This is a genomic window from Streptomyces chromofuscus (assembly GCF_015160875.1).
In the GTDB taxonomy this organism is placed as follows: domain Bacteria; phylum Actinomycetota; class Actinomycetes; order Streptomycetales; family Streptomycetaceae; genus Streptomyces; species Streptomyces chromofuscus.
Map to the genome: position 1 here is coordinate 7,034,555 of NZ_CP063374.1, position 21,541 is coordinate 7,056,095.

Consider the following 21,541-nt stretch of genomic DNA (forward strand, 5'->3'; position numbering starts at 1 on the left):
GCCAATAGGTATGACCGCGATCGGACGAACTTTGTCCTGGGTGTGGATAAACGCCTGCCGTCCCGCTACCGTCTCGAATCCCGTACCGGAGTGGGGAGTTCGGCATGGACAGACGTGGGTTCAACCGGCGCGTCCTCCTGGGTGGCGCCGCCGTCGCGACATCGTTGTCCCTGAGTTCGGAGGCGACCGGCGCCGGTGAGACGACGGCGCGGACGGCGCCGGCCGGAGGCGCGGTCAGGCACATCAAGCTCTACGCCGAGAAGCTCGCCGACGGGCAGCTCGGTTACGGCTTCGAGAAAGGCAGCGCGAGCATCCCGGGCCCGCTGATCGAGCTCAACGAGGGCGACACCCTGCACATCGAGTTCGAGAACACCACGGACGTGGCGGCGAGCCTGCACGTGCACGGCCTGGACTACGAAATCACCAGCGACGGCACGAAACTGAGCAAGAGCCATGTGGAGCCGGGTGGCACCCGCACCTACACCTGGCGCACCCACGCGCCCGGCCGCCGCAAGGACGGCACCTGGCGGGCGGGCAGCGCGGGCTACTGGCACTACCACGACCACGTGGTGGGCACGGAACACGGCACCGGCGGGATCAGGAAGGGCCTGTACGGCCCAGTGATCGTCCGCAGGAAGGGCGACGTCCTGCCGGACCGCACCCACACGATCGTCTTCAACGACCTGCTCATCAACAACAGGCCACCGCACACGGGTCCGAACTTCGAGGCCACGGTGGGCGATCGCGTCGAGTTCGTGGTGATCACGCACGGCGAGTACTACCACACCTTCCACATGCACGGTCACCGTTGGGCCGACAACCGCACCGGCATGCTGACCGGCCCCGACGACCCCAGCCAGGTCATCGACAACAAGATCACGGGCCCGGCCGACTCCTTCGGCTTCCAGGTGATCGCGGGGGAGGGCGTGGGGGCCGGCGCGTGGATGTACCACTGCCATGTGCAGAGCCATTCGGACATGGGGATGGTGGGCCTGTTCCTGGTGAAGAAGACGGACGGGACGATCCCGGGCTACGAGCCCCATGACCCGCACGAGCCGCATCCGACGGACGGCGCCGCCGGGAGCACCGAGGGGGCTCAGGGCGACGCCGGGGCTCACCAGCACTGACCTCGGCCGATGTCCAGGGCCGTGCAGTCCGATCCGGGTACCTCCTGGACGTGGAGACGCGGGCCACGGCCAACCACCCGGCGGCGGCCGAGCGGGCCGCCGTCGGGACGGACCGGACGGCCCTCGGACAGCGGCTCGACGGCCGTGTCGCCGAGCCGGCAGTCGACCTGCCGCTCGTCGCGGTCGAGCAGCACGACACGGTCGGCGCGCAGCAGTAGTGGTCGATCCAGCGGGCCCCGTCGGCCGGTTGATACGACCTCACGCTCTCGCCCGTCGTGGTCCAGTGGCGCACGCCGGGCGCGCTGAGCGGGTCACCGTGGACACCTTGGCCGAAGTGGCCGACCCACAGGTCGCCCGACTCGCCGGTGAGCAGACGCTCGATGGCGTCGCCGACCCGGACCGTCCACGAGGGGCGGCCCGGCGCGTCGAAGACCTGGCCTGTTCCTCGCCCGCTCTCGACCGGCCGTCCGCCGGCACGAAGCCGCCGGCGGGGAGAGCGGCGAGGTGGGGGAAAGCGCGCGGTGACGGCACTGAGTTGTGCCTCGTACGGGCGCCCGTTGCCCGGGACAGGGACACCGCCCGGTTCGCCACGGAGGCCGTACGAAGCCTTGGTGGTCACCGCCGGGAACGAGCCGCGTGTCGGCGGGCCGACTCGGCATGGGCTCTTCTCGTCGTCATGCCGTGATGGTCACCCGGCGGGCGCCGCGTGGGGCAAGGGATTTGCCCGACGCCCGCAATCGGGCCGTCTCGGCGGTCCGCGGTTATCCTGATCGGCAAGCGCCGGTGAGGAGTTCCGAAAGTGTCCGAGGCAGTGTCGCGTCCCACGCTGGAGGCCGTGGCCGCGCGGGCCGGGGTGTCGCGGGCCACCGTCTCGCGGGTGGTCAACGGCGGGGACGGGGTGCGTGAGCCGCTGGTCGAGCGGGTCCGACGGGCCGTCGAGGAACTCGGGTACGTCCCCAACCAGGCGGCCCGCAGCCTGGTGACCAAGCGGCATGACGCGGTCGCCGTCGTCATCGCCGAGCCGGAGACCCGCGTCTTCGCCGACCCCTTCTTCGCGCTCCAGCTCCGCGGCATCAGCAAGGAGCTGACCGCCCATGACAACCAGCTCGTGCTGCTGCTCACGGAAGGCCGCGACGACCACGCCCGCGTCGGCCGCTATCTCGCCGGCGGACACGTCGACGGCGCGCTGGTGTTCTCCCTGCACCTCGACGACGCCCTGCCCGCACTGATCCAGGGCGCCGGTGTCCCGACGGTGTTCGGCGGGCGGCCAGGCTGGAGCGGCGGCCAGGGCGGCGCCGCGTACGTGGACAGCGACAACCGGGGCGGCGCGCGCGAGGCCGTACGTCATCTCGTCGGCCTGGGCCGCGGGCGCGTCGCGCACATCGCCGGGGCGCTGGACCAGACGTCGGCGGTGGACCGGCTCGACGGCTACCGGGACGTCATGGGCGACGCCGACCCGCGGCTGATCGCCGAGGGGGACTTCACCCCGGCCGGGGGCGAGCGGGCGATGCGCGCACTGCTGGACCGCTGCCCCGACCTGGACGCCGTGTTCGCCGCCAATGACCTCATGGCCTCGGGTGCCCTGCGCGTCCTGCGCGAACGCGGGCGGCGGGTGCCCGACGACGTCGCCGTGATCGGCTTCGACGACATGCTGCCCGTCGCCGAGCAGACCGACCCGCCACTCACCACGATCCGTCAGGACATCGAGGAGATGGGCCGTCTGATGGCCCGCCTCCTGCTCCGCCGCCTGCGCCGACGCCCCGACGAGACGGAGGCGGATTCGGCGGCCGGCGTGGTCCTGTCGACCACCCTCGTACGCCGGGCCTCCGCGTAGGGGGCGCCTCAGCCGGGGCGCGTTGCAGCCAGCCGACTGAACGGCGACGCGGCGCGGCGCCGGGCCACGGCTTCCGCGCATGCGCCGGGCTGTACGGAAGGGGGAGATTGTGCCGGGACGGGGGTTCCGCGTATGCGCCGGGCTGTAGGGGGCAGGTTGTGCCGGGCCGCGGCTTCGGCGCCGGTGCCGGGTTCCGCGGAGGGACGGGGTGGTGCCAGTCGGGGGTTCCGCGTATGCGCCGGGCTGTAGGGGGCAGGTTGTGCCGGGCCGCGGCTTCGGCGCCGGTGCCGGGTTCCGCGGAGGGACGGGGTGGTGCCAGTCGCACGTTTTGCGCATGTGTCAGGTTGCACGGGCCTGCGCCGGCCCGCGGGCTTCCGCGCCGGTGCCGGGCTCCACGCAGGCGCCCGGCTCAGCGGCGACGGACACGCCGAAACGCACCGCGGCACAGGCTCAGCTCCGTGGTGCCGCGCTCCTGATCACCGCGAAGCGGGCGCCGAACGGGTCGGTCAGCTTGGCGATGCGGCCGACGTCCGGCAGGTCCACGGGTTCCACGCGCACGGTGCCGCCCAGTTCCCGCGCCCTGTCCGCCGCGGCGTCGGCGTCGGCGACCTCGAAGTACGGCAGCCAGTGGGCGGTGTCCTCAGAGGGGTCGTCGGCCAGCGGCACCAGATGGCCGAACATGGCGTCCTCATCCTCCCCGGCCGGGTTGACGCAGGTGTAGAAGCCGCCCGGGACGTCCGTCGACGACGTCTCCCAGCCGAGCAGCCTGTTGTAGTACCCGGCGGCCGACGCGATGTCCGGCGTGTACAGCTCCAGCCAGCCCAGCGCGCCCGGCTCGTTCATCACGTCCACGCCCTTGGTCAGCCCCGGCTGCCAGATCCCGAAGGACACGCCCTGCTGGTCGGTCAGGATCGCCATGTGGCCCTGGCCCATCACGTCCATGGGCGCCACGAGCACCCGCCCCCGCGCCTGCTCGGCCGCCTTCGCCGTGGCCTGCGCGTCCGGGCTGTGGAAGTACACCGTCCAGGACGGCGGGCCCTGTTCACCGGTGATCTGCATCGCCCCGGCCACGGTCCTGCCGTCGAGCTGGAAGAAGCCGTAACCCCCGGCCTCCGGCCCCGCCGACCGGAACTGCCAGCCGAAGAGACCGCCGTAGAAGTGGATGGCGCCGTCGATGTCGGAGGTGCCGACATCGATCCAGTTGGGAGCGCCGTTGACGAAACGGGTGGTGAGCATCATCGCCTCCGGGAGGGGCCCGTTGCCTGCAGTGCCGAGTCTCGCACCGCCCACCGACAATCGCGTGCCGGACACCCGGCTCCGGCTCCCGACGGCTCACCGGTCACCACCGGTGACGATCGGATTCCGCCTCGTTCCGGACGCTCCCGCGCGCCGCCGTGCGCCGCGCCCCGGCGGGCGGGCATCATCACGGCGGCCCCCGGGCCGGGGACCGCGGCGTTGAGCCCGCGTTGATCGAACGTTTTTCACGCCCCGGCACGCTCTGGGTCATGCACTTCGAAACCAGCACCCCCGTGGACACCGCCTGGCAGGCCGAGGCCCTGTGCGCACAGACCGGGGCGGACTTCTTCTTTCCCGAGCCGGGCAGCTCGGTGCGTGAGGCGAAGCGCATCTGCGGCCTGTGCGAGATGCGCACCGCCTGCCTCGATTTCGCCCTGGCGAACGACGAACGCTTCGGCGTCTGGGGCGGCCTGTCCGAGAAGGAACGCCTCCAGCTGCGCCGTACCTCCTACTGACCGCACTGACCGCACTGACCGCACTGACCGCACTGACCGCACTGACCGCACCGACCACATTGACCCGCGAATATTCGCTACGGCCGCCGCCCGGTGCGCGGTTACGATCCTCGGACGCACCCGGGCGTAGCGCAGAGGCAGGCGCACCCACCTGGCTGAGGTGGGACACACCGGTTCGAATCCGTTCCCCGGGCTGCGCAGGGGGTCTCGTAGAGCAGAGGCAGACTCGCCGCCTTCTCAGGGCGGATACGCCGGTTCGAATCCGGCCGGGGCCCCCGCTCGAACAGGTGCGTGGGGGCGTGGGGCGGATGACGGACGGGGACACGGTCACCGAGGCGGAGCTGGCGGCCTTCCACCGGCTGGTGGGCAAGCTGCGGGCGCTGCCCGCCGACGATCCCGTACGACTGCGCACCGAGCAGGTCGCCGCATCCTTCGCCCGGGACGGCCGGCTGCGGCGGCGCAGGGCGCGAGGCTCCGAGACGTCGGCGGCCGACGCGGCGACGATGGCCGCGACCGCCACCGGCGCACCCGACCGGCGCGAGGACGCCCCATTGGACACTCCGGGCACGGGTGGCGTCTTCCACAAGCCGCGCGGTTGCTATGTCTGCAAGTCGCCATACCGACAGGTCGATTCCTTCTACCACCGCCTCTGCCCGGCGTGCGCCGCCGACAACGCGGCGCGTCGCGCCCTGCGCACCGACCTGAGCGGGCGCAGAGCACTGCTCACCGGCGGCCGGGTGAAGATCGGCTTCCAGCTCGCCCTGATGATGCTGCGCGACGGCGCCGAACTCCTCGTCACCTCCCGCTTTCCGCACGACACCCTGCGCCGCTTCCTAGCCGTGCCGGGCAGCGAGCAGTGGCTCGGCCGGCTGACCGTCGTCGCCGTCGACCTCCGCGACCCTCGCCAGGTGCTGGGCCTGTGCGAGGAGTTGCGCGGGGAGGGCCGGCCGCTCGACATCCTCGTCAACAACGCCGCGCAGACCGTCCGCAGGCCGCCCGAGTCGTACGCCCTGCTGGCCGTCGGCGAGCGGGACGCGCTGCCCGAGCGCGCCCGCCGGGCTCCCGGCTTCACGCCGATGCGGATGCTGGAGGGGCTCGGGGGCTCCGTCTCCGCCCTGCCCGCCGCCCTGCGCGAGGCCGACGAGGCCGGGCTGCTGCCCGATCCGTCCCCGGAGAACTCCTGGTCGGCCCGGCTCGGCTCGCTCGACCCGGCCGAGGTCCTGGAGACCCAGCTGGTCAACGCCCTGGCCCCGGCCCTCCTGTGCGACCGCCTGCTGCCGCTGCTGCTGGCTTCCCCGCACCCGCGCCGCTACGTCGTCAACGTGACCGCCGTGGAGGGCCGTTTCGCCGTGCGCAACAAGATGCCCGGGCATCCGCACACCAACATGGCCAAGGCCGCGCTGAACATGCTCACCCGGACCAGCGCCGCCGAACTCGCCGAACGGGGCGTCCACATGTGCGCCGTGGACACCGGCTGGATCACGGACGAGAACCCGGCGCCGAAGAAGGCCCGCATGACCGACGCGGGCTTCCGCACACCGCTGGACGTCGTGGACGGCGCGGCACGCGTGTACGACCCGATCGTGCGTGGCGAGGCCGGTGACCCGGTGTCCGGGGTGTTCCTGAAGGACTACCGGGAGGCGGAGTGGTGACCGACGACGGCGTCCGGGCGCCGGGCTTCGCGGGCGTCCCGCACGTCGTGCCGCGCCCGGTGGTCGAACTCGCCCCCCTACTGCACTGGTTGCGCACCGGCGCCCCGGCGGAGGACCGGCTGGACTTCACGGCGGGTACGGCCCTGCCCGACGGCCGCCTCGACCTGTGCAAACAGGCCCTGGGCCCGCACGGCGCCCTGGCACTGGCCGCCGCCCTGTCCGAAGGGCCGTCCTCCGTAAGGCACTTGCTGCTCGGCACGGACGCCCTGGGCGACGCCGGCGCCGCCGCGGCGGCCGGTACGGGCGCGAGCGGCGTCGAGACGTTGTACCTCGGCTGCAACGGCATCACCGCGGGCGGCGCCTGCCGCATCGCCGACCGCCTGCGCGCCTCGCCCCAGGTCGTCACGGGCGTCTGGCTCAAACGCAACCCCCTGGGCGGCGGGGGAGGCCGTGCGGCCGCCGAACTGCTGGACTCGGCCCGCTCCCTGCGGACGCTGGACCTGGTGCAGACGGGCCTGGACGCGGCGGGCGCCGCGGAGCTGGCCGACGCGCTCTTGACGGCTGCGGGGGACGGGCGCGAGGGGGCGCGCCTCCGCACCGCACCCGACGCGAGCGGCGGGACGGGCGCCCCGGGAGGCGGGCGGCGGATCGAGCGGCTGTTCGTCGGGGGCAATCCCCTCGGCGCGGCGGGAGCGGAGGCGCTCGCCGCCGTGGTCGCCGGGGGTGCGGTCGGTGAGCTGTACGTGTCGGCCGCCCGGCTGGGTGACGCCGGGGCCACCGTCCTCGCCGACGCCCTCGAACGGGCGCCGTACGGGCGGCTCAGCCGGCTGTCCGTCGCCAGCAACGGCATCGGCCCACGGGCCGCAGCCCGGCTGGTGACGGCGGCGACCGCGGCCGGCGTCACGCTGCTCGACCTGGGCCGGGTGAAGGCGGCGACCGTGCTCGGTGCGGCGGACAACCAGGTCGACCTGGCCGCCGCCGACACCGTCGCGCAGGCCCTCGCCGGCGCCGGGCACCGCCTGGCCCACCTGGTGCTGACGCACACCGGCATGCGCAGCCGCGAGGCCCACCGTCTCCTCGACACCGCGCCGAGGGCTGTCACGGCCACCCGCTTCGTGCTCGGGCGGGGCGTCGCCGGCAGCGTCAAGCGCCGCCTGGACGCGCTGAGCGCCCACATCCCGCCACCGGCGGTCCCGGCGGACGTGGCGGCCGTGCGCAGCGTGCACCGGACGGCGCCCCCCGCCCGGTGAGGCCCGCGCCGCGGGCAGCGGCGCCGGGCTCTGCCGGCAAGGGCGGGGCCGTAGCGCAGAGGCAGACGCGCCCGGTCTCCAAAACCGGGAGCACGCTGGTTCGAATCCAGCCGCCCCGCCCCCCGCCCGGCGCGGGTCACGCCATGGCGCGCGCCGCCATCCGCGCCTTGCGCGCGGCGAGCTTCTCGTCGAACTTCGAGGCCTCCGCGTCCAGCCCGTCCATGAACAGGCCGAGCTCCTCCTGGGCCTTGAGGCCCTCGGGGCCGAGCCCGTCGATCTCCATGATCTTCAGGAAGCGCAGCACCGGCTGGAGCACGTCGTCGTGGTGGATGCGCATGTTGTAGACCTCGCCGATGGCCATCTGCGCGGCGGCCCGCTCGAATCCGGGGATGCCGTGGCCGGGCATGCGGAAGTTCACCACGACGTCCCGCACGGCCTGCATGGTCAGGTCGGGGGCGAGCTCGAAGGCCGCCTTCAGCAGGTTGCGGTAGAAGACCATGTGCAGGTTCTCGTCGGTGGCGATCCGGGCCAGCATCCGGTCGCACACCGGGTCGCCCGACTGGTGGCCGGTGTTGCGGTGCGAGATACGGGTCGCGAGCTCCTGGAAGGCGACGTACGCGACCGAGTGCAGCATCGAGTGCCGGTTGTCCGACTCGAAGCCCTCGCTCATGTGCGCCATCCGGAACTGCTCCAGCTTGTCCGGGTCCACCGCCCGCGAGGTCAGCAGGTAGTCCCGCATCACGATGCCGTGCCGGCCCTCCTCGGCGGTCCAGCGGTGCACCCAGGTGCCCCAGGCGCCGTCGCGGCCGAACAGCGAGGCGATCTCGTGGTGGTAGCTGGGGAGGTTGTCCTCGGTGAGCAGGTTGACCACCAGCGCGATCCGGCCGATCTCGGTGACCTTGGACTGCTCCTTGTCCCAGGCCTCGCCGTCCTCGAAGAGACCGGGGAAGTTGCGGCCGTCGGTCCACGGCACGTACTCGTGCGGCATCCAGTCCTTGGCGACCTTCAGATGGCGATTGAGTTCCTTCTCGACCACTTCCTCCAAGGCGTACAGCAGCCGGGCGTCGGTCCAGACGGAGGGGCTGCCGAGGTGCGGAGAGGTGATCGTCACGGGTACTCCAGGGGGACGTGGGACTAAGGCAGTCGGACCGGCGAGCGGTGCCGGAACCTACGGGATCGTAGGCTACGAACCCGTAGGTTACGAAGCCGTAGGTTAAGGGCGCGGTAAAGACGGCTGCTCAGGCCCTCTTCCCGCAGCCGTGCGCGTCGTGCGGTAATGCCCCGGGTCGCGCAGGTCCCCGGGCTCGGCCCAAGTCGGCGCCCGCCGGTCAGGAGTACAGCTCCCGCAGGCGGACCGAGAGGCACGTCACACAGCCTTCGAGCTTCTCGAACTCGCTGATGTCCACCACGACCGGCGTGTAGCCGAGGTCCGTGAACAGCTCCGCGGTCTTGGGGGCGCTGGCGGCCATGAGCAGCTTGTTGCCGCCGAGCAGCACCACATGGGAGCCGGAGGGCTCCGGCACGTGCAGGAAACGCCCGAACAGGGACGGCGTGTCCATCAGCGGGATGTGCCCGATCACGGTCCCGTCGGGCAGCGCCGTGACCGCGGACTTCAGGTGCAGCACCTTGCTGACGGGGACGGCGACCACGCGCGCCCCCAGCGGTTCGAAGGCGGCCCGCAGTTGCTGCACGCCGGCGGCGTTGGTGCGGCCGCCGCGGCCGACGTGGATCGTGTCGCCGATCTTGAGCACGTCACCGCCGTCCAGCGTGCCCGGCTCCCAGATCCAGTTCACCGAGCAGCCCAGCCGGGCGACGACCTCCTCGACGCCCGCGGTCTCCTCCCGCCGCGACTCGGCACCGGAGCGCGTGAGCAGGGCGACGTTCTTGTACATGACCACCGTGTCCTCGACGAACACGGAGTCCGGGCAGTCGTCGGCCGGATCGACCTCGACGGTCTCCCAGCCGTGCGTGCGCAGCGCCTCCGCGTACGCCTCCCACTGCCGGACCGCCAGCTCGACGTCGGCCTTCTCCCGCTGGATGTGCGTCACCAGGCCTTCGGCGAGGCGCGGGCCGGGGCGACGGATGAGGGCCTTCTTGCTGGGCACGTGCGGTCTCCGTATCGGATGGGCGGTCCTGCTGGTCCTGCTACTACCCGGACGGGGCCGGAATCTGCCGGGGTCGGCCGACATCATGCAGGGACATTGTCGGAGAGGACAGCCCCGCGCCCCGCACGGGCCGGACGAGTCCCGCGCCGCCGCCCGTTCGGCCGGTCGTGCCGGTGGCGGCGCCGCCGGACGCCGGACGCCTTGACCCGCGCACACCGCCGTCCGGCTGAAATGTCCCTCGCCGGGCCGGGCGCCAGGACGCCGACCCGGTCGCGTGGTGCGCGCGGGCTCCGACGAGGGGACGCACGCGGGCCCGCCGCAGGCCGGGGCCTGTCGTTCGGAGCGTGCCGCGGACGACAGGCCGGCCCTAGGCGGGATCGCCGACGGCCTCCGGCGTGGTCTCCTTCAGGGCGCCGTCCAGCAGCAGCCAGCGCGTGATCCGGATCGACTCCAGGAACGGCAGGTCGTGGCTGGCCACGATCAGCGCCCCCTCGTACGACTCCAGGGCCGTGGTGAGCTGCCGCACACTCGCGATGTCCAGGTTGTTCGTCGGCTCGTCCAGCAACAGCAGCTGCGGCGCCGGCTCCGCCAGCATCAGCGCGGCCAGTGTCGCGCGGAAGCGCTCGCCGCCGGACAGCGTCGCCGCCCGCTGGTCGGCGCGGGCGCCCCGGAACAGGAAGCGGGCCAGCCGCGCCCGGATCCGGTTGTTGGTGGCGCCCGGCGCGAACAGGGCGACGTTCTCGGCGACCGTCAGCCCGCCGTCGAGGACGTCCAGGCGCTGCGGCAGGAAGCGCAGCGGAACGTGCGCCGTCGCCTCGCCCGCGACCGGCGGGAGCTGTCCGGCGATGGTGCGCAGCAGCGTCGTCTTGCCCGCGCCGTTGCGCCCGACCAGCGCGATCCGCTCGGGACCGTGCACGTCGAGCCCGCCCTCGACGCGGGCCCCGTACGCCAGTTCCAGGTCCCGCACGGTGAGCACGGTCCGGCCCTGCGGTACGGCCGTGCAGGGCAGGTCGACGCGGATCTCGTCGTCGTCGCGTACCGCCTCCGCCGCCTCGTCGAGCCGCTCCCTGGCCTCGGCGAGCTTCTCCTCGTGCATGATGCGGTGCTTGCCCGCCGACTCCTGTGCCGCGCGCTTGCGCGCCCCCATCACGATCTTGGGCTCACGCTTCTGCTCGAACATCTTCTGGCCGTACCGCTTGCGGCGGGCCAGCTTGACCTGGGCGTCGGCCAGTTCGCGCTTCTGCTTGCGGAAGTCGGCCTCGGCGACCCGCACCATCCGCTCGGCCGCCTCCTGCTCGGTCGCCAGCGCTCGCTGGTACGCCGAGAAGTTGCCGCCGTACCAGGAGATCTCCCCGGAGCGCAGATCGGCGATCTGGTCCACCAGTTCGAGCAGCTCGCGGTCGTGGCTGACCACCACCATGACCCCCGGCCAGGCCGTCACGGCCGCGTACAGCCGCCTGCGCACGTACAGGTCGAGATTGTTGGTGGGCTCGTCCAGCAGCAGCACGTCCGGCCGGCGCAGCAGCAGCGCGGCCAGCCGCAGCAGGACGGACTCCCCGCCGGACACCTCGCCGATGGTGCGGTCCAGATCGACGTGGCCGAGACCGAGTTCGCCGAGGGTGGCGAGGGCACGCTCCTCGACGTCCCAGTCGTCGCCGACGGTCTCGAAGTGCTCCTCGGCCACGTCACCGGCCTCGATGGCGTGCACCGCCGCCCGCCGGGCGGCGATCCCGAGGGCCTCGTCCACGCGCAGCGCGGTGTCCAGCGTGACGTTCTGCGGGAGGTGACCGACCTCGCCCGCGACGCGCACGGCGCCGTCGGCCGGGGCGAGGTCGCCGGCGATCAGTTTGAGCAGGGTCGACTTCCCCGATCCGTTGACGCCGACGAGGCCGGTCCGGCCGGGGCCGAAGGAGGCGTCGAGGCCGTCGAAGACGGTGGTGCCGTCGGGCCAGGCGAAGGAGAGGGACGTACAGGTGATCGACGTATGCATACGGGCCTCGCGGTTGCGTGAAGGGGGCAGGGGCAACGCGTGTCGAGACACCGGCAAGGCGGCGACCACCGCGCCGGGCCGGGGCCCAGGCTGTGGGAGAACGAGAGAAGCCCTGCTTCGCAAGGACGGCTCAACGCCGAGGTCGCACGCGGCGTGCACACCGGACGGTGTGACGCGGTGTCTCATGACCTCAGACGAGCAACGTCCTTCTCCAATCGGCGGCAACAGGACGCTGACCACCGTAGGAGGGGCGCCGGGGGGTGTCAACGGATTAACGGGCGTCCGCGTCCGGGGCTCACCGGCACGTCGCGGGAGGGCGGGTCAGCAGGCGTCCCGCATCAGTTCCGCCACGTCGTGGTCCAGATCCAGATGGGCGTGCTCCAGGCCCTCGGGCACCAGCGCGCGCGTCGCCTGCAGGAAGCGGCGCAGCTCGCCGGAGCGGACGTGCACGACGGCGATGCCCTCGGGGGCGTGGAACTCCAGCACGGTGCGGTCGTAGCCGTACGGCCGCACGCGCACGTCACCGTGGCCCTCGGGTCCCTGCAGGCCGGCCGCCAGCAGCTCGCGCGAGAACGTCCAGCAGACCTCCTCGTCCTCCAGCGTGGCCTGGGCGGGGAACGTCATGCGGATCGCGAACGGATCGGCCAGGTCGTAGCCGAGCGTCGCGGGGATGCTCTGCATCCGCGGGGCGGCGGCGACGAGGCGCGCCTCGACCGGCTGCTCGATGACGGTGGACATCGCCTTGCTCCCTTGTGACGGCCGGACGGACTGCCGGCGACGAGGCCGGGCACTGGGTGAGACGACGGAATCGGCGCATCCGTGCACCCGCGCGCGCAGTGACCTCCGTCACCGTGCGCCCGTCCGGAGAGCTGACCGCGCCCGGATCGCGGTACGCGCCCACGATGGGGGGTACTCGTTCGCCCGAGGTGAGAGGAAGTGAGCGGACATGCCAAGCGGTTCGAGCCCCAAGCGGGAACGGCAGTACGAGCACATCAAGAAGAGTGCTCAGGAGCGGGGCGAGAGCACGGGGCGCGCCAAGGAGATCGCGGCGCGCACGGTGAACAAGGAGCGCGCCCGCTCCGGCGAGTCGAAGACGGCGAGCCGTTCGTCCACCCAGGACATGCCGTCCGGCAAGCGGGGCGGCCAGCGGTCCGGCAAGGGGTCGCAGGGCCCCACCTACGACCAGTTGTACGAGGAGGCCAAGCGGCGCAACATCCATGGCCGTTCGGACATGAACAAGCAGCAGCTGCAGCAGGCGCTCGGCAAGTGAGCCGGTCCCGGCCGGCCCGCCCGGGCCGGCCGCCCGGGACCGTACCCTCGACCTCACCATGACGACGACGGTACGCATTCCCGAAAGCTGGCCCACGACAGAGGACGAGGCCCGCGCGATCCAGGACGAGTTGCGCCCGCGGGTGGTGCTGGACGAGCCCGGGCCGCCGCCCGGCACGGGCCACGTCACCGGCGTCGACGTCGCCTACGACGACGAGCGTGATGTGGTGGCCGCCGCGGCCGTCGTGCTGGACGCCGCGACCCTGGACGTCGTCGCGGCCTCCACCGCCGTCGGGCGGATCTCCTTCCCGTACGTGCCCGGCCTGCTCGCCTTCCGGGAGATCCCCACCGTCCTGGCCGCCCTCGCCGACCTGCCCTGCCCGCCCGGCCTGGTGGTGTGCGACGGCTACGGCCTCGCCCACCCGGTCCGCTTCGGGCTCGCCAGTCACCTCGGCGTCCTCACCGGCCTGCCCACGATCGGCGTCGCCAAGAACCCGTTCACCTTCACGTACGCCGACCCGGCCCCCGCGCGCGGGTCGTCGTCCCCGCTGCTGGCGGGCGACGAGGAGGTCGGCCGCGCGCTGCGCACCCAGCAGGGCGTCAAGCCGGTCTACGTGTCCGTCGGGCACCGCGTCGACCTGGACACGGCCTGCGCCCACGTCCTGCGCCTGACCCCGCGCTACCGCCTGCCGGAGTCGACCCGCCTCGCCGACGCCCGATGCCGCCGCGCCCTGCGGGAGGCCCCCGGCGGCTGAGGCGGGGAGTGCTTACGGCGTACTTCTGAGGAGGCGGGTTTCCGGGCGGCCCCGCCCGGGTCGCGGCCCGGTCGGCTCCCGTCCCGCGCGAGCGACGCCGCCTGGGTGGTCATCTCGTCCGCGCGCTGTTCCAACGCCGCCCGCGGCAGTCCGGCCGGGGCCTCGGGGCGGCCTTCCTGCCGGACGCGGCGGTCGGGCGCTGCCTGTTCGATCCGGCGGTCGCCCGACCGCCGGGCACGCGCGCGTGGTGGCTGTCCGTTCGCCTTCGCCGCGGGCGCCCACGGTTGCGCCGGAGCGTGCGTGAGGCAGCGGGCGTGCCGGTCGAGGCCTCCTGAGGACGCGCGCGTGCGGGGCGAGGGCCTCTCTGAATACGGCGCCGGTCGGCCGGGCCTCCTGAGTACGCGCGAGTGCCGGCCGCAGGCCGTCTGAGTATCCGTACGGATGCCGGTGTGCCGGCGTGATCGGCAGCCTGGGGCACATGACGACGCACCGTGCCCAGGAGCCCCTCGCCCGTCCCGGCCGCCCCGTCGGGCGTTCCGTGACGTTCGCGCTCGTGCCGGCCGTCCTGGCCGGTCTCGGCTGGCTCGGCGGGATGATCTACACCCTGGCCGAGTGGTCGATGTAGCGGGCCGGGACTACCGGGTCGCCGCCACCCGGAACGTGATCCCCGCACCGCGCAGCCGCTCCAGCAGCGCGTCGCCCATCGCCACCGCCGTGGTGACCTGCCCGGCGGTCGGCGGAAGCTCGTCGAAGGCCAGGGACAGCGCACCCTCGGCGAACATCTTCGCCGTCTCGCCGTACCCGGGGTCGCCGCCCGCGACTTCGGTGAACACCTTCCGGCCGCCGCCCTCGCCCACGAAGCGCACGGAGAACCAGCTCCTCGCCCGCTTCTCGGCGCTCGGCCCCCGACCGGGCTTGAGCCGGTCGGACAACCAGCGCCGCGCGGGCGGCACTTGGGCGGCCGCCACGACCGCGCCCAGCGCCGCGACCCCGCCCACCGCGACCGGCAGACGCCGCACCGCGGCGTAGTGCCGGTAGCGGAAGTCGGGCCCGTACCGCTCCAGCGCCTTCGCCGAGCGGCGCACGATCTGCGGGTCGATGGTCGGCAGCGGCAGCGCCCAGGCGCGCACCTCGGGGACGAACCGCGGTGCCCCGTTCGGCGTCGTCGCCCGCCGCCCCACCAGCCGCGGCTCGTGCCGGTGCCGCTCCCGCGCGGCGGCGGCCATCTGCCGGGGCCGGGCGAACTGGTTCAGCGCGGAGGCGAACGTCCCGCCCGAGAAGGTCGCGTCGACGGTCACGAACCCGTCCACCGTCAGCGGCACGCCCTGGGGCAGCTGCTGGACGGTGTAGTACACGCCCAGGTCGTGCGGCACCGAGTCGAACCCGCAGGCGTGCACCAGCCGGGCGCCAGTCTCCCGCGCGCGTGCGTCGTGCCGGACGAACATCAGGTCGACGAACTCGGGTTCACCCGACAGGTCCAGGTAGTCCGTGCCCAGGTCCGCGCAGGCGGCCACGAGTTCCTCGCCGTACGTCACGTAGGGGCCCACCGTCGTGGCGACCACCCGCGCCTGCTCGGCGAGCCGGCGCAGCGACGCCGGCTCGGTCACGTCGGCCCGCAGCACCCCCACCTCCGTGCCCCCCCGGGCCTGCTCGCGCAGCCGCGCCAGCTCCAGTTCGCTCCGCCCGGCGACGGCCCAGCGCAGGTCCTTCGGGGCGTGCGCGGCGAGGTACTCGGCCGTCAGCCGCCCGACGAAGCCCGTGGCTCCGAAGAGCACGATGTCGTACGGACGGTCCGCCCTGTCACGCTTGCTCATGGCACCCCTCGATTCCGCAGCCCGCGCCGCTGTCGGTGGCTGAGGCTAGCGTGAGCAGTGCGGAGCCCGACGACGAGCCCGGAGGTGGCCGGTGGCCGTACCCAGGAACGCCCTGAAGAAGTGGGAGAAAGTGCGCGACTTCGCGCTCGGACTGCCCGGCGCCACCGAGGAGTTCCCCTGGGGCGACTCCGTCGCCAAGGTGAACAAGAAGGTGTTCGTCTTCCTCGGCGTCGACGACGGCAGCTACCCGCTGGGCGTCACCGTCAAGCTCAAGGACGACATCACCCATGCCCACGCCATGACCGCACCCGGCGCCGAGCCCGCCGGTTACGGCCTGGGCCGGTCCGGCTGGGTCAGCATCCCGCTGGAGCCGAAGGACGCCCCGACAACGGACCTCCTGTGCGACTGGGTGGAGGACAGCTACCGCGTCATCGCCCCCAAACGCCTGATCGCGGAGCTGGACGAGCGCTGACGCCGCTCTGGCGTGGTGGTACGGCCCTCCGCCTGGCACCCTGGATGTCTAAGCGCTTGCTCGTCCAGGCCTTGTGCCCCCTGGGGCACGTTCTTACCATCACCGGTGTTACATCAGTTGTGTCACAGCTAGGGGGCTGGATGACCACGGCAACGACGCCGCCACCGCACGGCCCGCTCACCGGCGTGCGCGTGGTCGAGCTGGCCGGCATCGGCCCCGGCCCCTTCGCCGCCATGCTCCTCGCCGACCTCGGCGCCGACGTCGTCCGCGTGGACCGTCCCGGCGGCGCGGGCCTGGCCATCGACCCCGACTACGACCTCACCAACCGCAACAAGCGCTCGGTGATCGTCGACCTCAAGTCCCCGGACGGCCCCACCCGCGTCCTGGACCTCGCGGCGCGCGCCGACGTCCTGATCGAGGGGTACCGCCCCGGCGTCGCCGAGCGCCTCGGCGTCGGCCCCGAGGCCTGCCACGCCCGCAACCCCGCCCTCGTGTACGGGCGGATGACCGGCTGGGGCCAGGAGGGCCCGCTGGCCCACCGCGCCGGACACGACATCGCCTACATCGCGCCGACCGGCACCCTCGGCATGATCGGCCGCCCCGACGAGGCCCCGGCCGTCCCCGCCAACCTGGTCGGCGACTACGCGGGCGGCTCCCTGTACCTCGTCGTCGGCGTCCTCGCCGCCCTCCACCACGCCCGCGCCACGGGCGCCGGGCAGGTCGTCGATGCCGCCATCGTCGACGGCGCCGCCCACCTCGCCGCGATGATCCACGGCATGCTCGCCGCCGGCGGCTGGCAGGACCGGCGCGGCGCCAACCTCCTCGACGGCGGCTGCCCGTTCTACGGGACGTACCAGACCGCCGACGGCGGGTACATGGCGGTGGGCGCGCTGGAGCAGCAGTTCTACGACGAGTTCGTGCGGGTGCTCGGCATCGCCGACGAGGCTCCGGCCCGTCAGGATGTCACCCGCTGGGGGGAACTGCGCGAGGCCGTCGCCGCCCGCTTCAAGACCCGAACGAGGGACGAGTGGACGGCCCTCTTCGAGGGCACCGACTCCTGCGTGGCGCCGGTGCTGTCGCTGCGCGAGGCCCCGCACCACCCGCACCTCGCCGCGCGCGGCACCTTCACCGACCACGGCGGCATCACCCAGCCCGCCCCCGCACCCCGCTTCTCCGCCACCCCGACCGCCGTGCGCACCGGCCCGTCCAGGCCCGGCGCCGACACCGCGGACGTGGCCCGCGACTGGGACGTGCCGGGACTGATGCCAGGCGGGCCGGCGCCGTCCCCGGCCCCCTCGAAAGCCTCTCAAGCCCTCTCGACAGCCCCTCACCGAAAGGCCCCCCAGTGACCACCGATGCGTATGTGTACGACGCGATCCGCACCCCGCGCGGACGGGGCAAGGCGAACGGCGCCCTGCACGGCACCAAGCCCATCGACCTCGTCGTCGGCCTCATCCACGAGCTCCGCGACCGGTTCCCGGGCCTCGACCCCGCCGCCATCGACGACATCGTGCTCGGTGTCGTCGGCCCCGTCGGCGACCAGGGCTCCGACATCGCCCGGATCGCCGCCGTCGCCGCCGGGCTGCCGGACACGGTGGCGGGCGTGCAGGAGAACCGCTTCTGTGCGTCCGGCCTGGAGGCCGTCAACATGGCCGCGATGAAGGTCCGTTCCGGCTGGGAGGACCTCGTCCTCGCGGGCGGCGTGGAGTCGATGTCCCGGGTGCCGATGGCCTCGGACGGCGGCGCCTGGTTCAACGACCCGATGACCAACCTCGCGGTCAACTTCGTCCCGCAGGGCATCGGCGCCGACCTGATCGCCACCATCGAGGGCTTCTCCCGCCGCGACGTCGACGAGTACGCGGCGCTGTCGCAGGAGCGGGCGGCGACGGCCTGGAAGGAGGGCCGCTTCGAGCGCTCGGTCGTGCCGGTGAGGGACCGCAGCGGCCTGGTCGTCCTCGACCACGACGAGCACATGCGTCCCGGCACCACCGCCGACTCGCTCGCCAAGCTCAAGCCCTCGTTCGCGGACATCGGCGACCTCGGCGGCTTCGACGCCGTGGCGCTGCAGAAGTACCACTGGGTCGAGAAGATCGACCACGTCCACCACGCGGGCAACTCCTCCGGCATCGTCGACGGCGCAGCCCTCGTCGCGGTCGGCTCCCGGGAGGTGGGGGAGCGCCACGGCCTCACCCCGCGCGCGCGGATCGTCTCCGTCGCGGTCTCCGGCTCCGAGCCCACCATCATGCTCACCGGCCCCGCCCCCGCCACCCGCAAGGCGCTCGCCAAGGCCGGGCTCACCATCGACGACATCGACCTCGTCGAGATCAACGAGGCGTTCGCCGCGGTCGTCCTGCGCTTCGTGAAGGACATGGGCCTGTCCCTGGACAAGGTCAACGTCAACGGCGGCGCCATCGCCCTCGGCCACCCGCTCGGCGCCACCGGCGCGATGATCCTCGGCACCCTCGTCGACGAACTGGAGCGCCAGGACAAGCGGTTCGGCCTCGCCACGCTGTGCGTCGGCGGCGGCATGGGCATCGCCACCATCGTCGAGCGCGTCTGACCGGCCCGTCCCAGATCCCGATACGGAGAAGCAATGACCGAGAGCACCACCATCCGCTGGGAGCAGGACGAGACCGGCGTCGTCACCCTCGTCCTCGACGACCCGGGCCAGTCCGCGAACACCATGAACCGGGCGTTCCGGGACTCCCTCGCCGCGATCACCGACCGGCTGGAGGCCGAGAAGGACTCCATCCGCGGGATCATCCTCACTTCCGCCAAGAAGACGTTCTTCGCCGGCGGCGACCTGCGCGACCTGATCCGCGTCACCCCCGAGACGGCGCAGGAGCTGTTCGACGGCGGCCTGGCGATCAAGCGCAACCTGCGCCGCATCGAGACCCTGGGCAAGCCGGTCGTCGCCGCGATGAACGGCGCCGCCCTGGGCGGCGGTTACGAGATCGCCCTCGCCTGCCACCACCGCGTCGCCCTCGACGCACCCGGCTCCAAGATCGGCTGCCCCGAGGTCACCCTCGGCCTGCTGCCCGGAGGCGGCGGCGTGGTCCGCACGGTCCGCCTGCTGGGTATCGCCGACGCCCTGCTGAAGGTCCTCCTCCAGGGCACCCAGTACAGCCCGCGCCGCGCCCTGGAGAACGGCCTGGTCCACGAGGTGGCCGACACCCCGCAGGACATGCTCGCCAAGGCCCGGGCCTTCATCGACGCCCACCCCGAGTCGCAGCAGCCCTGGGACCGGCCGGGCTACAAGATCCCCGGTGGCACCCCCGCCCACCCGAAGTTCGCGGCCAACCTGCCCGCCTTCCCGGCCAACCTGCGCAAGCAGACGAACGGCGCCCCCTACCCGGCGCCGCGCAACATTCTCGCGGCCGCCGTCGAGAGCTCGCAGGTCGACTTCGAGACCGCCCAGGTCATCGAGGCCCGCTACTTCGTGGAGCTGGCCGCCGGTCAGACCTCGAAGAACATGATCCAGGCGTTCTTCTTCGACCTCCAGGCGGTCAACTCCGGCGCCAACCGCCCCAAGGGCGTCGAGCCCCGCCAGGTGCGCCGGGTCGCCGTCCTCGGCGCCGGGATGATGGGCGCCGGCATCGCCTACTCGTGCGCGCGGGCCGGCATCGAGGTCGTCCTGAAGGACGTCTCCCTGGAGGCGGCCCTCAAGGGCAAGAACTACTCCGAGAGGCTGTGCGCCAAGGCCGTCGCCAAGGGCCGTACGACGCAGGAGAAGGCCGACGCGCTGCTCGCCCGCATCACGCCCACCGCCGAGGTCCAGGACCTCGGCGGGTGCGACGCGGTGATCGAGGCCGTCTTCGAGGACACCGCGCTCAAGCACAAGGTGTTCCAGGAGATCGAGCAGGTCGTGGCGCCGGACGCGCTGCTGTGCTCCAACACCTCCACGCTGCCGATCACCGCCCTCGCCGAGGGCGTCGAGCGCCAGTCCGACTTCATCGGGCTGCACTTCTTCTCGCCGGTCGACAAGATGCCGCTGGTCGAGATCATCAAGGGCGAACGGACCGGCGACGAGGCCCTTGCCCGCGCCTTCGACCTGGTCCGGCAGATCAACAAGACGCCGATCGTGGTCAACGACTCGCGGGGCTTCTTCACCTCCCGGGTCATCGGCCACTTCATCAACGAGGGCGTGGCCATGGTCGGCGAGGGCGTCGAGCCCGCGTCCGTCGAACAGGCGGCGGCCCAGGCGGGATACCCGGCCAAGGTGCTGTCCCTGATGGACGAGCTGACGCTCACCCTGCCGCGCAAGATCCGGGGCGAGACCAGGCGGGCCGTGGAGGAGGCGGGCGGCACCTGGACCCCGCACCCGGCGGAGGCCGTCATCGACCGCATGGTCGACGAGTTCGGCCGCACCGGCCGCAGCGGCGGCGCCGGCTTCTACGACTACGCGGAGGACGGCAGACGCGCCGGCCTGTGGCCCGGCCTGCGGGAGCACTTCACGCGCGCGGGCACCGAGATCCCCTTCCGGGACATGCAGGAGCGGATGCTCTTCTCCGAGGCGCTGGACACGGTCCGGCTGCTGGAGGAGGGCGTGCTGACGTCGGTCGCCGACGCCAACATCGGCTCCGTCCTCGGCATCGGCTTCCCCGGCTGGACCGGCGGCGTCCTGCAGTACATCAACGGCTACGAAGGGGGCCTGCCCGGCTTCGTGGCCCGCGCGCGGGAGCTCGCCGAGCGCTACGGGGACCGCTTCACCCCGCCGGCGCTGCTGGTGGAGAAGGCCGAGAAGGGCGAGCGGTTCACCGACTCAGCCCGTTCCTGACCCCGTGAGCCACTCGCCCAGCTCCTCCTTCAGCGACCGCTGGAAGGTCGTCAGGAGCGCCTGCACCACCAAGGGGTGCATGTGCGCGGAGAGGGACTTCACGTCCCGCGCCCCCCGCTCCGACACCTCGCCGCGGAAGAGCTGGGCGAGCTCGCCGGCCGCGGCGCGCGAATGTTCGACGAGAACCTCGCGCGCCGCCAGGATCGCCTCCTGGGAGAGCGGCACGTCCAGCAGCCGGACGCCGAGCCGCAGCAGACCGAGGTCGACGTCGTACGCGCCGCCGTCCGCGGGCCGCACCACGTCCATCGCGGCCAGCCGCTCGACGTCGCCGTCGGCCAGGGGCCGCCCCGCCCGCCGGTCCAGCTCCGGACGCGTCACCGTCTCGACCGCGTCCGGAGCCCAGGAGGCCACGACCGCCCGGTGGATCGCCAGGTCGTGGGCGCTGAGGTCCGGCGGCAGCTGCCGCAGATAGCGCTCGATGGCCGCGAGCGTCATGCCCTGCCGCTGCAACTCCTCGATGAGCTCCAGCCGGGCCAGGTGCTCCCTGCCGTAGCGACCCACCCGGCGCGGCCCGATCTCCGGCGGCGGCAGCAGGCCCTTGCTGCCGTAGAAACGCACGGTACGCACCGTGACGCCCGCCCGCGCGGCCAGCTCGTCGATCGTGAGGGTCGGCTCCTCGGTGTCGGTCGTCATGCGCAGCAGTATCGCTGTCCCACCAGTTGTGTGACACCTCGCACGCCCCCTG

20 protein-coding genes and 3 tRNA genes are annotated in these 21,541 nt (G+C 72.9%); 16 read left to right on the plus strand and 7 right to left on the minus strand.

Annotation, left to right across the window (positions count from 1 at the left end):
• Nucleotides 1-104 precede the first annotated feature (104 nt).
• The 3 genes from IPT68_RS31460 (at nt 105) to IPT68_RS31470 (ending at nt 2,961) form a co-directional block, all read left to right on the plus strand.
• Nucleotides 105-1,127: a multicopper oxidase domain-containing protein gene (locus tag IPT68_RS31460; protein WP_189698060.1), complete on the plus strand. Its 1,023-nt coding sequence runs from the start codon at nt 105-107 to the stop codon at nt 1,125-1,127.
• Between the two features lie 50 nt (nt 1,128-1,177).
• Nucleotides 1,178-1,345: a hypothetical protein gene (locus IPT68_RS31465; protein WP_189698059.1), complete on the plus strand. Its 168-nt coding sequence runs from the start codon at nt 1,178-1,180 to the stop codon at nt 1,343-1,345.
• A 581-nt stretch (nt 1,346-1,926) separates the two neighbouring features.
• Nucleotides 1,927-2,961 carry a LacI family DNA-binding transcriptional regulator gene (locus IPT68_RS31470; protein WP_189698058.1) on the plus strand — a complete coding sequence of 345 codons (1,035 nt, stop codon included), beginning with the start codon at nt 1,927-1,929 and terminating at the stop codon, nt 2,959-2,961.
• Nucleotides 2,962-3,411: 450 nt separating this feature from the next.
• Here IPT68_RS31470 and IPT68_RS31475 read toward each other — a convergent pair whose 3' ends face one another.
• Nucleotides 3,412-4,197, minus strand: coding sequence for a VOC family protein (locus IPT68_RS31475; RefSeq protein WP_189698255.1), 786 nt, complete (start codon nt 4,195-4,197; stop codon nt 3,412-3,414).
• 269 nt (nt 4,198-4,466) lie between these two features.
• Here IPT68_RS31475 and IPT68_RS31480 point away from each other — a divergent pair, with 269 nt between their 5' ends.
• The 6 genes from IPT68_RS31480 (at nt 4,467) to IPT68_RS31505 (ending at nt 7,734) form a co-directional block, all read left to right on the plus strand.
• A complete protein-coding gene (locus IPT68_RS31480; RefSeq protein ID WP_189698057.1) occupies nt 4,467-4,712 on the plus strand; it encodes a WhiB family transcriptional regulator in 246 nt (81 codons plus the stop codon).
• Nucleotides 4,713-4,831: 119 nt separating this feature from the next.
• A tRNA-Ser gene (locus IPT68_RS31485) sits at nt 4,832-4,906 on the plus strand.
• Between the two features lie 9 nt (nt 4,907-4,915).
• A tRNA-Glu gene (locus IPT68_RS31490) sits at nt 4,916-4,987 on the plus strand.
• Between the two features lie 33 nt (nt 4,988-5,020).
• Nucleotides 5,021-6,364: an SDR family NAD(P)-dependent oxidoreductase gene (locus tag IPT68_RS31495; RefSeq protein WP_189698254.1), complete on the plus strand. Its 1,344-nt coding sequence runs from the start codon at nt 5,021-5,023 to the stop codon at nt 6,362-6,364.
• Entirely contained in the window at nt 6,361-7,614 is a 1,254-nt protein-coding gene (locus IPT68_RS31500) for a leucine-rich repeat domain-containing protein (RefSeq protein WP_228040053.1), read from the plus strand. The genes IPT68_RS31495 and IPT68_RS31500 overlap by 4 nt, the downstream gene beginning before the upstream one ends.
• Nucleotides 7,615-7,656: 42 nt before the next feature.
• A tRNA-Trp gene (locus IPT68_RS31505) sits at nt 7,657-7,734 on the plus strand.
• A gap of 16 nt (nt 7,735-7,750) precedes the next feature.
• Here the strand turns inward: IPT68_RS31505 and IPT68_RS31510 are convergent.
• From IPT68_RS31510 to ssgD, 4 genes are all read right to left on the minus strand, one after another.
• On the minus strand, nt 7,751-8,725 hold the full coding sequence (locus IPT68_RS31510; protein ID WP_189698055.1) for an acyl-ACP desaturase: 975 nt from the start codon (nt 8,723-8,725) through the stop codon (nt 7,751-7,753).
• Nucleotides 8,726-8,942: 217 nt separating this feature from the next.
• Nucleotides 8,943-9,719: a dimethylargininase gene (gene ddaH, locus IPT68_RS31515; RefSeq protein ID WP_189698054.1), complete on the minus strand. Its 777-nt coding sequence runs from the start codon at nt 9,717-9,719 to the stop codon at nt 8,943-8,945.
• 367 nt (nt 9,720-10,086) lie between these two features.
• Nucleotides 10,087-11,709 (minus strand): ABC-F family ATP-binding cassette domain-containing protein, encoded by a 1,623-nt coding sequence (locus IPT68_RS31520; protein ID WP_189698053.1) that lies wholly within the window; start codon nt 11,707-11,709, stop codon nt 10,087-10,089.
• 321 nt (nt 11,710-12,030) lie between these two features.
• On the minus strand, nt 12,031-12,447 hold the full coding sequence (ssgD, locus tag IPT68_RS31525) for a spore wall synthesis regulator SsgD (protein WP_189698052.1): 417 nt from the start codon (nt 12,445-12,447) through the stop codon (nt 12,031-12,033).
• 208 nt (nt 12,448-12,655) lie between these two features.
• Between ssgD and IPT68_RS31530 the strand changes: the two genes are divergently transcribed.
• The 3 genes from IPT68_RS31530 to mmpA all read left to right on the plus strand — a co-directional run bounded on the left by IPT68_RS31530 (nt 12,656) and on the right by mmpA (nt 14,358).
• Entirely contained in the window at nt 12,656-12,979 is a 324-nt protein-coding gene (locus tag IPT68_RS31530) for a plasmid stabilization protein (RefSeq protein WP_189698051.1), read from the plus strand.
• Nucleotides 12,980-13,037: 58 nt separating this feature from the next.
• A complete protein-coding gene (locus IPT68_RS31535) occupies nt 13,038-13,733 on the plus strand; it encodes an endonuclease V (protein ID WP_189698050.1) in 696 nt (231 codons plus the stop codon).
• Between the two features lie 478 nt (nt 13,734-14,211).
• Entirely contained in the window at nt 14,212-14,358 is a 147-nt protein-coding gene (gene mmpA, locus IPT68_RS31540) for a morphogenic membrane protein MmpA (RefSeq protein ID WP_189698049.1), read from the plus strand.
• 10 nt (nt 14,359-14,368) lie between these two features.
• Here the strand turns inward: mmpA and IPT68_RS31545 are convergent, their stop codons facing one another.
• Nucleotides 14,369-15,547, minus strand: a complete 1,179-nt coding sequence (locus tag IPT68_RS31545; RefSeq protein WP_189698048.1) for a saccharopine dehydrogenase family protein — start codon at nt 15,545-15,547, stop codon at nt 14,369-14,371.
• 91 nt (nt 15,548-15,638) lie between these two features.
• Between IPT68_RS31545 and IPT68_RS31550 the strand changes: the two genes are divergently transcribed.
• The 4 genes from IPT68_RS31550 (at nt 15,639) to IPT68_RS31565 (ending at nt 20,796) form a co-directional block, all read left to right on the plus strand.
• Complete coding sequence (locus tag IPT68_RS31550) at nt 15,639-16,019, plus strand: MmcQ/YjbR family DNA-binding protein (protein WP_189698047.1); 381 nt, start codon at nt 15,639-15,641, stop codon at nt 16,017-16,019.
• Between the two features lie 140 nt (nt 16,020-16,159).
• Nucleotides 16,160-17,368, plus strand: coding sequence for a CaiB/BaiF CoA transferase family protein (locus IPT68_RS31555; RefSeq protein WP_189698046.1), 1,209 nt, complete (start codon nt 16,160-16,162; stop codon nt 17,366-17,368).
• Nucleotides 17,365-18,579: an acetyl-CoA C-acetyltransferase gene (locus IPT68_RS31560; protein ID WP_189698045.1), complete on the plus strand. Its 1,215-nt coding sequence runs from the start codon at nt 17,365-17,367 to the stop codon at nt 18,577-18,579. The genes IPT68_RS31555 and IPT68_RS31560 overlap by 4 nt, the downstream gene beginning before the upstream one ends.
• A 33-nt stretch (nt 18,580-18,612) precedes the next feature.
• The gene (locus tag IPT68_RS31565) at nt 18,613-20,796 is read left to right on the plus strand and encodes a 3-hydroxyacyl-CoA dehydrogenase NAD-binding domain-containing protein (protein WP_189698044.1); all 2,184 of its coding nucleotides are present in this window, start codon (nt 18,613-18,615) and stop codon (nt 20,794-20,796) included.
• Here the strand turns inward: IPT68_RS31565 and IPT68_RS31570 are convergent.
• Complete coding sequence (locus tag IPT68_RS31570) at nt 20,782-21,489, minus strand: MerR family transcriptional regulator (protein WP_189698043.1); 708 nt, start codon at nt 21,487-21,489, stop codon at nt 20,782-20,784. The genes IPT68_RS31565 and IPT68_RS31570 overlap by 15 nt on opposite strands.
• Nucleotides 21,490-21,541 lie beyond the last annotated feature (52 nt).